11 protein-coding genes and 1 tRNA gene are annotated in these 13,415 nt (G+C 58.7%); 9 read left to right on the top strand and 3 right to left on the bottom strand.

Annotated elements, in window-relative coordinates; all coding sequences use genetic code 11:
- Nucleotides 1–157 precede the first annotated feature (157 nt).
- Entirely contained in the window at nt 158–4,882 is a 4,725-nt protein-coding gene (gltB, locus tag DY251_RS10470; RefSeq protein WP_116624042.1) for a glutamate synthase large subunit, read from the top strand.
- Nucleotides 4,883–4,951: 69 nt separating this feature from the next.
- Nucleotides 4,952–6,406 (top strand): glutamate synthase subunit beta, encoded by a 1,455-nt coding sequence (locus DY251_RS10465; protein ID WP_116623855.1) that lies wholly within the window; start codon nt 4,952–4,954, stop codon nt 6,404–6,406.
- A gap of 67 nt (nt 6,407–6,473) precedes the next feature.
- Here DY251_RS10465 and DY251_RS10460 read toward each other — a convergent pair whose 3' ends face one another.
- The 3 genes from DY251_RS10460 to DY251_RS10450 form a co-directional block, all read right to left on the bottom strand.
- Nucleotides 6,474–7,523, bottom strand: coding sequence for a threonine aldolase family protein (locus DY251_RS10460; RefSeq protein ID WP_116623854.1), 1,050 nt, complete (start codon nt 7,521–7,523; stop codon nt 6,474–6,476).
- Nucleotides 7,524–7,536: 13 nt separating this feature from the next.
- Complete coding sequence (hisN, locus tag DY251_RS10455) at nt 7,537–8,310, bottom strand: histidinol-phosphatase (protein WP_116623853.1); 774 nt, start codon at nt 8,308–8,310, stop codon at nt 7,537–7,539.
- Between the two features lie 203 nt (nt 8,311–8,513).
- On the bottom strand, nt 8,514–9,404 hold the full coding sequence (locus tag DY251_RS10450; protein WP_116623852.1) for an N-formylglutamate amidohydrolase: 891 nt from the start codon (nt 9,402–9,404) through the stop codon (nt 8,514–8,516).
- Between the two features lie 196 nt (nt 9,405–9,600).
- On the opposite strand from DY251_RS10450, the gene cpdR reads away from it, so the two are divergent.
- From cpdR to DY251_RS10415, 7 genes are all read left to right on the top strand, one after another.
- A complete protein-coding gene (cpdR, locus tag DY251_RS10445) occupies nt 9,601–9,963 on the top strand; it encodes a cell cycle two-component system response regulator CpdR (RefSeq protein ID WP_116623851.1) in 363 nt (120 codons plus the stop codon).
- A 92-nt stretch (nt 9,964–10,055) separates the two neighbouring features.
- Nucleotides 10,056–10,130 (top strand) — tRNA-Val (locus DY251_RS10440).
- A gap of 163 nt (nt 10,131–10,293) precedes the next feature.
- Nucleotides 10,294–10,962: a MarR family winged helix-turn-helix transcriptional regulator gene (locus DY251_RS10435; RefSeq protein ID WP_116623850.1), complete on the top strand. Its 669-nt coding sequence runs from the start codon at nt 10,294–10,296 to the stop codon at nt 10,960–10,962.
- A 19-nt stretch (nt 10,963–10,981) separates the two neighbouring features.
- Nucleotides 10,982–11,701 (top strand): hypothetical protein, encoded by a 720-nt coding sequence (locus tag DY251_RS10430; protein WP_116623849.1) that lies wholly within the window; start codon nt 10,982–10,984, stop codon nt 11,699–11,701.
- A gap of 188 nt (nt 11,702–11,889) precedes the next feature.
- The gene (locus tag DY251_RS10425; RefSeq protein WP_342633562.1) at nt 11,890–12,450 is read left to right on the top strand and encodes a thioredoxin domain-containing protein; all 561 of its coding nucleotides are present in this window, start codon (nt 11,890–11,892) and stop codon (nt 12,448–12,450) included.
- A gap of 243 nt (nt 12,451–12,693) precedes the next feature.
- Nucleotides 12,694–12,939, top strand: coding sequence for a hypothetical protein (locus tag DY251_RS10420; RefSeq protein ID WP_116623848.1), 246 nt, complete (start codon nt 12,694–12,696; stop codon nt 12,937–12,939).
- Nucleotides 12,834–13,328 (top strand): iron chelate uptake ABC transporter family permease subunit, encoded by a 495-nt coding sequence (locus DY251_RS10415; protein WP_342633561.1) that lies wholly within the window; start codon nt 12,834–12,836, stop codon nt 13,326–13,328. Before DY251_RS10420 ends, DY251_RS10415 begins: the two co-directional genes overlap by 106 nt.
- Nucleotides 13,329–13,415 lie beyond the last annotated feature (87 nt).

Genomic DNA, 13,415 nt, shown 5'->3' with positions numbered 1-13,415 from the left:
TATAAATTTAGGACAGTATTGCTGTCTTATTTGATCGCATGAATAGCCGGGTGGGCGCATCTGCGCAGTCCGGCGTTTCGCGTGGGTTGCATTGAGCGGCTGAAGGGTTATGCCTTGGCCATTGTCGCCCGAAAGGGCCAGAACGGAGGGAATGACGATGACGGACATGACGCCATCTGCAGTGACAGAGCAAAAGCTCGCCGCGCAGACGAATGCGGCGACCGTCAAAAACACCACCATTCCCGGCCTGCCGACTAAACGAGGTCTTTACGATCCGCGAAATGAGCATGATGCCTGCGGCGTCGGTTTTATTGCGCAGATGAAGGGTGTGAAGTCGCACGAGATCGTCAAGGACGGGCTTTTCATGCTCGAAAACCTGACGCATCGCGGCGCTGTGGGTGCCGATCCGCTCGTTGGCGACGGCGCAGGCGTGCTCGTGCAAATTCCTGACCGATTCTTCCGCGACGAAATGGCTGCACTCGGCGTCAAGTTGCCGCCGGCGGGCCAATACGGTGTCGGCCACTGGTTCATGCCGCAAGACACCGAAATGCGCGCCCACATCGACGATATCATCCGCGAAAGCGCACAGTCGGAAGGACTGCCGGTTCTCGGCTTCCGCGACGTTCCGGTGGATAACTCTTCGCTGTCGAAGGCGCCCGAAATCGTTGCTTCGGAGCCATTCCATCGCCAGGTTTTCATCGGCCGCACGCCGGACATCACCGACGATGAGGAATATGAAGCGCGGCTATATATTCTGCGGAAAGTGATTTCCGGTCGCATTTATGCCGAGAACAACAACAGGGACATTGGCGCTTACTGCGTTTCGCTTTCGTCGCGCACGATCGTTTATAAGGGCATGTTCCTCGCCTATCAGGTGGGCGCATATTACAAGGATCTATCCGACCCGCGTTTCGAAACCGCGCTTATCCTTGTCCATCAGCGCTTTTCGACCAACACTTTCCCGTCATGGAAGCTGGCACACCCGTATCGCATGCTCGCGCACAATGGCGAGATCAACACCGTGCGCGGCAACAACAACTGGATGGCGGCGCGGCAGGCATCCGTGGATTCCGAACTGTTCGGAAACGACATTTCAAAGATCTGGCCGATTTCCTATGAGGGGCAGTCGGACACGGCGTGCTTTGACAACGCGCTCGAATTCCTGTTCCAGGGCGGCTACAGACTGAGCCACGCCATGATGATGCTGGTGCCCGAAGCATGGGCAGGCAACAAGTCCATGGATGAGGACCGCAAGGCATTCTACGAATACCATGCGGCGCTCATGGAGCCGTGGGATGGCCCGGCAGCGCTTGCCTTTACGGATGGCCGCCAGATCGGCGCAACGCTTGACCGCAACGGCCTGCGCCCGGCGCGCTATATTGTTACCGACGATGACCGCGTGATCCTTGCATCAGAAGCCGGTGCGCTTCCGGTGGAAGAAAAGCACATTGTCAGAAAATGGCGCCTGCAGCCCGGCAAGATGCTGTTGATCGACCTCGTGAAGGGTCGCATCATTTCCGATGAAGAGATCAAGTCGGAAATTGCACACAAGCACCCTTACAAGGAATGGCTGGCGCGCGCGCAGCTTATTCTGGAAGACTTGAAGCCCGTTGAGCCGCGCGCGTTGCGCAGGGATGTGTCCCTGCTCGACCGTCAGCAGTCGTTTGGCTACACGCAGGAAGACCTGAAGCTGTTGATGGCTCCGATGGCCGTTACAGGTCAGGAAGCTGTTGGGTCCATGGGAACCGATACGCCGATTTCGGCGATGTCGGACAAATCAAAGCTGCTTTACACCTACTTCAAGCAGAACTTCGCGCAGGTGACGAACCCGCCCATCGACCCGATCCGCGAGGAACTGGTGATGAGCCTCGTCTCCTTCATCGGTCCGCGCCCGAACATTCTGGATCTGGTGGGAACCTCTCGCCGCAAGCGGCTTGAGGTGCGTCAGCCTATTCTTACCAATGGCGACCTGGAAAAGATCCGCTCCATCGGCCACACCGAGGAGAGCTTCGACACCAAGACCATCGACATAACCTATGCGGCCACCGAGGGCGCGTCGGGCATGGCGGGGGCTATCGAACGCCTGTGCGAACGTGCAGAGGCGGCAGTGGCGGGGCGCTACAACATCATTATCCTGTCGGACCGTCAGGTCGGGCCGGACCGCATTGCCATCCCTTCCCTGCTGGCAACAGCAGCCGTGCATCATCACCTCGTTCGCAAGGGACTGCGCACATCTGTGGGGTTGGTGGTGGAATCCGGCGAACCGCGCGAGATACACCATTTCTGCTGTCTCGCAGGCTATGGCGCGGAGGCGATCAACCCCTATCTGGCTTTCGACACTTTGCTCGATATGCACCAGCGCGGCGAAATGCCGGCAGAGGTCGATCCGTACGAGGTCGTGTCCCGTTACATCAAGTCGATCGGCAAGGGCATTTTGAAGGTCATGTCCAAGATGGGCATCTCGACCTATCAGTCCTATTGCGGCGCGCAGATTTTCGACGCCATCGGCCTGTCCACGCCGTTCGTGGATCAGTATTTCACCGGCACGGCCACGACCATCGAAGGTGTCGGGCTGGAAGAGGTCGCGACAGAAACGGCATCCCGTCACGCGGACGCGTTCGGCAACGATCCCGTTCTCGCGCACAATCTCGAAGTGGGCGGCGAATATATGTTCCGCATGCGCGGCGAAGCACATATGTGGTCGCCCGATGCTGTCGCTACGCTGCAACACGCAGTGCGGCACGGGTCGTGGGATACGTTCCAGCAATATTCGAAGCAGATCGACAGCGAGACAGCACACGCGCAGACCGTTCGCGGGCTGTTCAAGATCAAGCTGGCGGAAGAGACTGGCCGTAAGCCTGTTCCTATCGACGAAGTGATGTCGGCAGCGGACATCGTTCGGCGCTTCTCGACAGGAGCAATGTCGTTCGGCTCGATCAGCCGCGAGGCGCACACCACACTGGCGATTGCCATGAACCGCATCGGCGGCAAGTCGAACACGGGCGAAGGCGGGGAAGAGCCCGACCGCTATTTCCCGCTACCGGACGGCAAGCCAAACCCGGAACGCTCGGCGATCAAACAGGTGGCATCAGGACGCTTCGGCGTGACAACCGAATATCTGGTCAACTCCGACATGATCCAGATCAAGGTGGCGCAGGGTGCAAAGCCCGGCGAAGGCGGACAGTTGCCGGGCCATAAGGTGGACGCGACCATCGCCAAGACAAGGCACTCCACGCAGGGCGTTGGCCTGATTTCGCCGCCGCCGCACCATGACATCTACTCGATCGAGGATCTGGCACAGCTCATATTCGACCTGAAGAACGTCAACCCTTCATCCGATATTTCGGTGAAACTTGTGTCTGAGGTTGGCGTCGGCACGGTTGCGGCTGGCGTTGCCAAAGCGCGCGCAGACCACATCACCATCTCCGGCTATGATGGAGGAACCGGCGCATCGCCGCTAACCTCGCTCAAGCACGCCGGTTCGCCATGGGAAATGGGCCTTGCCGAAACGCACCAGACACTGGTGCTGAATGGCCTGCGTTCGCGCGTTGCATTGCAGGTAGACGGCGGACTTCGCACCGGGCGCGACGTGGTTATCGGCGCGCTGCTGGGTGCCGATGAGTTCGGCTTCTCGACGGCACCGCTAATAGCGGCAGGCTGCATCATGATGCGCAAGTGCCATCTGAACACATGCCCTGTGGGTGTCGCCACGCAAGACCCCGTGCTGCGCAAGCGGTTCAAGGGCACGCCGGAACACGTTATCAACTTCTTCTTCTATGTTGCAGAAGAAGTGCGCGCCCTGCTGGCTGCGATGGGCTTCCGCCATCTGGACGAGATTATCGGCGATGTCGATCTTCTGGAAAAGCGCGAGCTGATCAACCACTGGAAGGCGAAGGGTCTCGATTTCTCGAAGCTCTTCTACAAGCCTGATGCGCCGGTTGAAGAAACTCACTGGACCAAGCGCCAGAAGCACCCGATTGACGATGTGCTCGACCGCAAGCTGATCGAACTTGCCAAGCCTGCACTCGAGGCACGTCAGCCGGTGGAGATCGAGGTCGACATCAAGAACGTCGACCGCTCTGCAGGCGCGATGCTTTCCGGCGAGGTGGCACGGCGCTACAAGCACAAGGGCCTGCGCGAGGACACGATTTCGGTGAAGCTGCGCGGCACGGCCGGACAGTCATTCGCCGCGTTTCTGGCGCGGGGCGTGACCTTCGACCTTATCGGGGACGGCAACGACTACGTGGCCAAAGGATTGTCGGGTGGCAAGATCATCGTTCGGCCATCGGACGAAGCCAAGATCGTGGCGGAAGACTCGATAATCGTCGGCAACACCGTGCTTTACGGCGCGACCGAAGGTGAGTGCTACTTCCGCGGTGTTGCAGGCGAGCGCTTTGCCGTGCGCAATTCGGGCGCGGCGGCGGTCGTCGAGGGCGTGGGCGACCACGGCTGCGAATACATGACCGGCGGCATTGTGGTCGTTCTCGGCAAGACGGGCCGCAACTTCGCTGCGGGCATGTCTGGCGGCGTGGCCTATGTACTTGATGAAGAAGGCGATTTCGCTACGCGCTGCAACATGGCGATGGTTGAACTCGAGCCTGTTCCGGAAGAGGACGCGCTTCTTGAGCGGCTGCACCACCACGGCGGCGACATCGACTTCAAGGGACGAGTCGACGTATCCGGCGACATGACCACCCATGACGAAGAGCGACTTCACCAGCTCATCTCGAACCATGTGCATTATACAGGCTCGACAAAGGCAAAGGCGATCCTTGAGAACTGGTCGGATTATCGGCCAAAGTTCCGCAAGGTCATGCCAGTCGAGTATAAACGGGCGCTCGAAGAAATGGCGCGTATGCGCATGGGCGTCGCTGCGGAATAGGCATCCGCTTCCGATCATATGAAATCCAGGGCGTGAGCTGAAGCTCCGCCCAAGAGAACTGGAACTGAAATGGGCAAGGTAACAGGCTTCCTTGAGATCGACCGGCAGGTGCACAAGTACCAGCCGGCATCCGACCGCATTCGCCACTTCCGCGAATTTACGCTTCCGATGTCTGATAAAGAGGTCGAGAAGCAGGCCGCACGTTGCATGGATTGCGGCATTCCGTTTTGTCATGGGCCAACAGGCTGCCCGATCCACAACCAGATCCCCGACTGGAACGATCTGGTTTATAATGGAGATTGGGAGCAGGCGATCCGCAACCTGCATTCGACCAACAATTTCCCCGAGTTCACCGGCCGCGTTTGCCCCGCACCTTGCGAGGAGGCGTGCACGCTGAACCTTGAGGACATTCCGGTTGCCATCAAGACCGTTGAGCAGGCGCTGGCCGACAAGGCTTACGAGAGCGGCTATGTGCGCCCCTACCCTGCCGAGAAAAAGACCGGCAAGCGGGTGGCGATAATCGGTTCCGGTCCCTCCGGCATGGCTGCGGCGCAGCAGCTTGGCCGCGCGGGCCACGAGGTACATGTCTATGAACGCGAGAGCCGCCCCGGCGGCCTGCTGCGCTACGGCATTCCAGACTTCAAGATGGAGAAGCACTATATCGACCGGCGCGTAGTGCAGATGTCCGGCGAAGGCGTGACGTTCCATTGCGGCATCAATGTTGGCGTGGACAAGAAGGTTGAGGATTTGCTCGCTGAGTTTGACGCGGTGCTCTATTGCGGCGGCTCGGAAGCGCCCCGCCCCGCGGGTATTCCCGGCACCGAATTCCACGGCGTGCATGACGCTATGCCCTATCTGGTGCAGCAGAACCGGCGCGTTGGAGGCGAGGGCATTCAGTCGTCAGCATGGCCTTCCGAGCCGATCCTCGCGGGCGGCAAGCATATCGTCGTCGTCGGCGGTGGTGACACAGCATCGGACTGTGTTGGCACGGCTTTCCGGCAGGGCGCGGTGCGTGTGACGCAACTCGACATTCGTCCGCAGCCGCCCGAAAAGGAAAACAAGCTCGCCGTTTGGCCGTACTGGGCAACGAAGATGCGCACGTCATCTTCGCAGGCTGAAGGCGCACAGCGCGAATTTCAGGTCGCTACGCTGGAGTTTATCGGCGAGGACGGCGAACTGACCGGCGTGAAGTGCTGCGAGGTCGATGAAAAGCGCAAGCCTATCCCCGGAACGGAGTTTGTGATCCGCGCCGATCTGGCATTTATTGCTATCGGCTTTGCCGGGCCGATCAGCGGAGCAGTGACGACAGAGTTGGACGGCAAGCTGGACATCATCACGGACACGCGCCGTTCGCAGAATGTTGCCGCAAACGATCGGGATTATCGCACGAACATCGACAGGCTGTATGTCGCGGGTGATGTTCGCCGTGGTCAGTCGCTGGTGGTCTGGGCGATCCGCGAAGGTCGCCAGGCCGCGGCATCCATCGATGAAACACTGATGGGCTCGACCGTTCTGCCGCGGTAATTGCGGGCGGAAAGCGCTTAGCGTTACCCCTCATCCGCCAGATGAGGGGTGTTTTCTCTGGACTATCTCAGCCCAAGCACCCGAACAGCGCGGCGATGTCTCCCTCGCGCGTCGCAAAGCTGGTGACGAAGCGGCATAGCACTTCGTCTTCCCCAATCGGCCCCTCATACCAATGGGGTGCGCGCCAATCGTAAAATGCCGCGCCGTTGGCCTTCAGACGATCTGCCGTGTTCTTCTTCAGAATCGGAAATACCTCGTTCGCATCGGGCTCCCATGCGAGGCGAGCAGTTGGCAACCCCTCAAACATCGAAGCCAAACGCTGCGCCATTGCATTGGCATGGCGAGCATTGTGCAACCATAAATCGTCAGCGAAATAGCCCTCGAACTGCGCAGCGACGAAGCGCGACTTCGAGAACAATTGCGCGGCGCGCTTATGATGAAAGGCGAACTCGCCCGCGCGGGACGGATCGAACAGCACGACCGCCTCCGCACACCAGCAGCCGTTTTTCGTGCCACCAAACGAAAGCAGATCAATGCCGCGCCGCCATGTCATCTCTGCCGGCGTGCAACCCAACGCGACAAGCGCATTGGCAAAGCGCGCGCCGTCCATGTGAAGCGGAAGACCATGCGCGCGAGCAACATCTACAATCGCGTCAATTTCGGCCAGTGAATGCACGGTGCCGATTTCACTCGCCTGTGTGATCGAAACGGCTGCGGGACGCCCGCCGTGAACAAAGCCCGGCGGAAAAAGTCCAATCGCTTCGTGCAACAAAGCCGGATCCATCTTGCCGCGCGCGCCTTCCACGGCGTGCAACCGCAGGCCGCCAGATAAAAACTCCGGCGCGCCGCACTCATCCTCCCGGATATGCGCCTCCGGATGGCAAAACACCACGCCGCCCACCTTCGCGACTGACGCAAGCGACAGAGAGTTGGCAGCCGTGCCCGTGGAAACAAAGAACACAGCGACTTCACGCTCGAAGATTTCACTGAACCGCGCCGTTACACGCTTGTCCCATGCGCCCGAGCCATAGGCCGGATCAAAGCCGCCTGCCGCCTCACTGAGCGCCGCAGCAACATCAGGATGCGCGCCTGCCCAATTGTCAGATGCAAAAAACATGAGAAGGCTTTCGTCAAGCGTGGAGAATTTTCATCGCAGCATCGTGCAAGCGCGGATTTGCAGCGGCTACAATGCCGCCACCCTGCTCGGCGGGACCGCCATCCCAATTGGTGATCTTGCCGCCCGCCTGCTCAATGATCGGAATGAGCGCGACAATGTCATAAGGCTGCAAGGCAGTTTCCACCACGAGATCGACCTGCCCCGCCGCTACCATCGCATAGGCGTAGCAATCCGTGCCGTAACGCGACAATTGCACCGCATTCTCCAGCCGTTCGAACGCATCCTTCTGTGCATCCTTGAACAGGAACGGCGTAGTGGTGCACATGGTGGCGTTAGCGATGGATTCTGTCGGGCGCGTCGTCAGTTTGTTGGCTCCGTGCGGCCCCTCGTAGAACGACCCGTGCCCCGTTGCGTAGAACAACTCGCCAATGAATGGCTGCGCCATCATGCCGGCAACGGCATCACCATTGCGCGTCAGACCAACCAGCGTTCCCCACAACGGAATGCCGGATATAAACGAACGCGTACCATCAATGGGATCGATCACCCAGACATGCTCTGCATCGGCATTTTCCGAACCGAATTCCTCGCCAAGAATACCATGATCGGGAAATTGCTCGTTGATGAGCGCGCGGATGGATCGCTCAGCCTGCCGGTCAGCCTCGGTAACAGGGTCGAACCCGCCTTCCTGCTTGTTGGTGACAGCCCCTTGCTGGCGAAATCGGGGCAAAGACTCGCGCGCAGCCACTGCCGCAATGCGGCGCATGAATTCTGGATCTATTTGCAAGGTAACCTCTTGAAGAACTTACTGTGATCAAATGATACAATTGCCGCGATTGCAATACAGCACGCTTGACATTTGTGCATCGCAACATAGTCTAACTCTCGGACGGAGCGATCTGTCCGCGCCCAGCTTGGGCGTTTCCTCCCTAGACTTGACCGCATCGCGCAAACGGTGCGGTTCTTTTTTGCCCCATTGCTCGCCGTCCATTACTCCGCAGCCAGCGGCAAATCGCCAAAACAATAGTCTGGCAATGCCATAAGATCAGCCGCAAAACTCGCAATTTCTACAGCCAGAGCATCAAAACCAGCCAATTTTTGCAGCGTCTGCTCATCCATATACAGACCGCGATTTATCTCGATCTGTATTGCATGAACGCCGCGCGCGGGTCTGCCATAGTGTTCCGTGATATATCCGCCCGCGTAAGGACGGTTATGCGCCACGCTGAACCCGCGATCCGCCAAAAGCTGGATCGTAGCCTCGGATAGTGTGCGCGACGCGGAACTGCCAAACCTGTCGCCGATGATAAAATCAGGCCGCATGCCAGAGTCGCCCAGGCGAATGCCAGCTGGCATGGAATGGCAATCGACCAGCACCGCATAACCAAAGGCGTTTCGCGTCTCGCTCAAAAGCTGTTTCAGCGTTGCGTGATAGGGCTGGTAAATCCGCTCGATCCGGTCTGTCGCCTCCGAAAGCGGCAGGCGATGGGCGTAGATTTCCGCCCCCTCGCCAACGAGCCTGGGCACGGTGCCCAGCCCACCGGCAACGCGCGGCGAGCGGGTATTCGCAAAGGACGGCAGAGGATCAGAGAACATGCGAGGGTCGAGTTCCCAAGGCTCCCGATTCACATCGAGATAGGCGCGCGGAAAGTGCGCCGAGAGCAGCGGCGCGCCAAGCGCGGTGACGCTACTGAAAAGCTCATCCACATAGCAATCTTCCGAGCGGCGAATCGCTATCGGATCCAGCCGCGACATTTCCAGAAAACGCGCCGGATAATGCCGCCCGCTATGGGGCGAATTGAAAACAAAGGGAACACGCTGTTCTGCTGCACGGCTGACCGCAAACGCCCTGGAAGGAGAAAAATCTTCCGAAACGCTCACGCCAAAACTCCAAAAGTCGCTGTAAACATAGCTCAAACTGCCACTTGCGCTGTCTGGTGTCCAGCGAGATCGATCTGCGATATCCGCAAGAGCTTTAGGCCAAATTCACTTGATGTTTACCATCCCACAGCCATATGAATGATGGTTAATTTTGGGAACGCTTCGCCAATATCGAAGCTGGACGGACATAATTGCAATGACGCGCATTCTGCTTGCAGAAGATGATGAAGATATGCGCCGCTTTCTGGTGAAAGCCTTGGAGCGCGCGGGCTATCAGGTAATTGACTTCGACAATGGCGCCAGCGCCTTTGAAAGGCTTCGTGAAGAGCCCTTCTCGCTGCTGTTGACGGACATCGTAATGCCCGAGATGGACGGAATCGAACTTGCGCGGCGCGCGACGGAAATCGATCCCGACCTCAAGGTGATGTTCATCACCGGCTTCGCTGCGGTCGCGCTGAACCCTGATTCGAAGGCTCCGCGTGATGCGAAGATCCTCTCAAAACCGTTCCATCTCCGCGAACTGGTTACGGAAGTTGAGAAGATGTTGCAGGCCGCATAAGGTCTCAACGCCGCAATCGCCAATTCACGCTGATTTCCCCGCCAATCGCTATTGACGGGCCGAAACAAAAGTGTTGTATGCGCGGCGCGAATGGGCGTGTAGCTCAGCGGGAGAGCACTACGTTGACATCGTAGGGGTCACAGGTTCAATCCCTGTCACGCCCACCATTCGTACCTCAGCTAAATTTCGATTTTCACATCCACGCTGAATAGTGGCGACCTTTCCGACGCTTAGCCTGCGCGCTTCTCCATTTGGGGATCGCCTGTGTCTCTGCCGGGCGTTAATCCGGCTGATACTTGCATACATAGGATTCCTATGTACTATTGCATTATGGCGTCACACAGAAATCCATCATCCATCAATCGTCGCATTCGCGAGGGTCTGTCGCGACTGGCAACGACGATGCGAATCGATGACTGGCAGCGAGCAAAGGCCGCTGGCCTGAATCCGACGCAATTATCGATCCTGGAACTAATCGAGGGTCGTTCAGATGGGATGAGCGTGAAGGATATTGCCGCTCACCTGGGCGTTTCGCAACCGACCGCGACCGACTCGATTATTGCGCTGGAGCGAAAGGGCCTGATCACCAAAACCAGCTCAACAGCCGACCGACGGGCGGTGAACATAACCTTGACCGACGATGGGTTATCCGCCCTTCAAAAGGATAACGCTCCGCTCAGCGTCGCCGAACAGGCTGCCGCAGCCTTGGCCGCTGGTGAACAGGAGAACATGCTGCTCATGTTGGCCAAGATGATCAGGCACCTCCAGGAGATCGAAGCCATCCCCATTCAACGCATGTGCGTGAACTGCTGCTATTTCGTGCCATTCGCTCATACCGATGCGGAGCGACCGCATCACTGCAATTTCGTGGACGCGGCATTCGGCCAACGAGACATTCGCATCGATTGCCACGACCACGAAACAGCCGATCCTGCGCTCCAGTCAGCCAACTGGGACGCTTTTCGACAAGGATCGGCGTCAAGCCCTCCAGGCAGTTGAGAGAAGGAGACGAACCATCATGACTGGTAGATTTGCAGCCGACGGGCTTCTCGCCGGAATGATATCACTTTGCCTTACCGGCGGCGCGACCGCGCATTCGATCAAGTCTGAACCAAAGGAAGCCGTGCAGGCTTCCTTCGACATTGTCGAGACGACCATCACGACAAACAACGACACCGCGGTTTTCACAACACGCGTCCGAGGCGAGGCAGGCTCGAAAAAACCCGAGGCCATCGGCAAGTTCGAGGGCTCTGGCATTTTCGCCTATGTCTGGCCGACCTCACTGAACAGCGGCGAAATCGGCTTCGACAACGATCAGGGCATCGTCGCTCTGGCAGTCACTTTCCATCCGGATTTTGACGACGCGGCCAAGGGTGGCAAAAACCGGGATGTCTGGCATCCGCACTGGGTGGTGCTGGCGAAAGACGAGGCCTGTGGTGGCGGTCTTAAGGTCATGGACATTCCGGACGGCACAAAGCCCAAACTTCCACCGACCTGGCCCGGCGTTCCCCTGCTGATCGACAGCCCTGACTACCCCACCACGTTGAAGGCGGACGCCGTGGCCGTCACCATCCCCTTGTCGTTGATCGGCGGCATCGCCGGCGCCTCGTATGACGGCGTGACGGCGGGACTGAAGGTAAACGGCAACCTCCACGCACCGCTCCTTTGTGTGAGCGACGTTTTCAAGATCGCCTCGGGGGATCTCAGCCTTCCCGGCAAGGTCACCTCCTCGAAATGAAAGCGCGGGCCCGCCGACAGCCATCGTCGGGCCCGCATGTCCTCACCCTCCAGGCTAACAGAGAGAAAGAACGAGGGCAGAATTACCCCTATCGACCGGGCACAGGCAATAGACCGGACACGCGCCGCCAATGTACGCTGATCCGAGTGGGCGGCTTTCCGCCCCGCCTTTCCCTGTAAGGAGACACAATGCCTAATACGGCTCTAACCCTCGCACCAGAACTCGCAATCAGCGAGTGGTTCAACACTGCGGCCCCGATGTCGCTGGCAGCGCTGCGCGGGCGGCCTGTCTACATCCATACGTTCCAGCTGCTCTGTCCCGGCTGCGTGACGGGTTCGATCCCGCAGGTTCAGCGTATCGAACGTATTTTCAGTCATACCGATCTTCAGGTGATCGGCATCCACACCGTGTTTGAACACCACGCGGCGATGACGCCGGTGACCCTTCGTGCCTTTCTGCATGAATATCGCATCTCGCACCCGGTTGGTGTCGACCTCGCAGATGACACCTCCGATATGCCGGTAACGATGAGAAGATTCAGCCTGCGCGGCACGCCCTCATCTGTCCTCATCGGCCGCGACGGTTCGATCGGATATCAGAGCTTCGGGATCGAAGACGACATCGCAGTCGGTGCACGCATTGCTCTGGCTCTCTCCGCCCCCTTCCCTCATATTGCGGCTGGCGGCGAACCGGAAAATCAAGAAGGTTGCACCGACGACCGATGTGAGGCTCCAACGAGCACACGGTAAGAGCAACGCATCCTGCACGCACATTCAAACGGCACTTCAGGCTTGGCCTGATCGCGGGTGACGGTCAATTCGGCAACACGCCTCAAGACCGCGCAAACCTGAAAACTGACCCCGTTCGGTGGTCACAACCAGGCTTTTCGATCACTATAGATCGCGCAAGTGTTTTCGGCTTGTCAGTCGCAACACGCCGTGTATAAATCCACTTCGCTATATTCTTTCAAATATAACGTGGAGGGATTGCCCATGAACACCGTTATCTCGAACCCCGTAACGCTGACCAAGATGTGCGAATTGCATGGCATCGACATGCCGCGCAATGGGGACCTCGCTGAGCGCTTCCAGAAGGCGTTTCCAACAGCGGCCTACGACGATGGCGCTGGCGAATGGCGCATGGTTTGGAAGAAGGGCAGCTACGCCGAATCCAACGCCCGCCTCGAAACATTCTTCGCCGAAAACGGAGTCGACGTCAGCCACGTCGACAAATGCTAGACCGGACTGCTGATCGAGGTCTGGAGAGCAGAAGAAGCCTGCCGGCCGCCGCTCGCGACCACGCAGTTCTACCAGCGCTACTCCTGCTGCTTGCAGCCCTGGCCGTGCTATCTATCGGAATGGGCAGGGTGTCTATCCCGCCCGATCGCGTTGTGGCAATCCTGGCGTCCAAGGTCTTTCCTATCGAGCCTTACTGGACCTCGAGCGAGGAACTCATCGTCCTGAATGTCAGGCTGCCGCGCATTGGCGCGGCGATTATGGTTGGGGCAGCTCTGGCCGCGGCCGGCGCAGCCTACCAGAACCTGTTCCGCAACCCGATCGTATCACCAGATATATTGGGGGTTTCGGCCGGAGCAGGTTTCGGCGCCTCACTGGCGGTGATGTGTTGATTTCCACCCAGAAGTGAGCCGGGTAGGCGTCTAATTTCCACTGAGAATTGAGCCATGTGAACCTTTCCCCAAAGCGGTGAGCGGCGG

Origin of the sequence: Mesorhizobium denitrificans (genome assembly GCF_003403035.1) — a bacterium.
GTDB lineage: Bacteria > Pseudomonadota > Alphaproteobacteria > Rhizobiales > Rhizobiaceae > Mesorhizobium_G > Mesorhizobium_G denitrificans.
The sequence above is the reverse complement of the archived record's forward strand: the minus strand, read 5'-3'. Positions and strand labels throughout refer to the sequence as shown.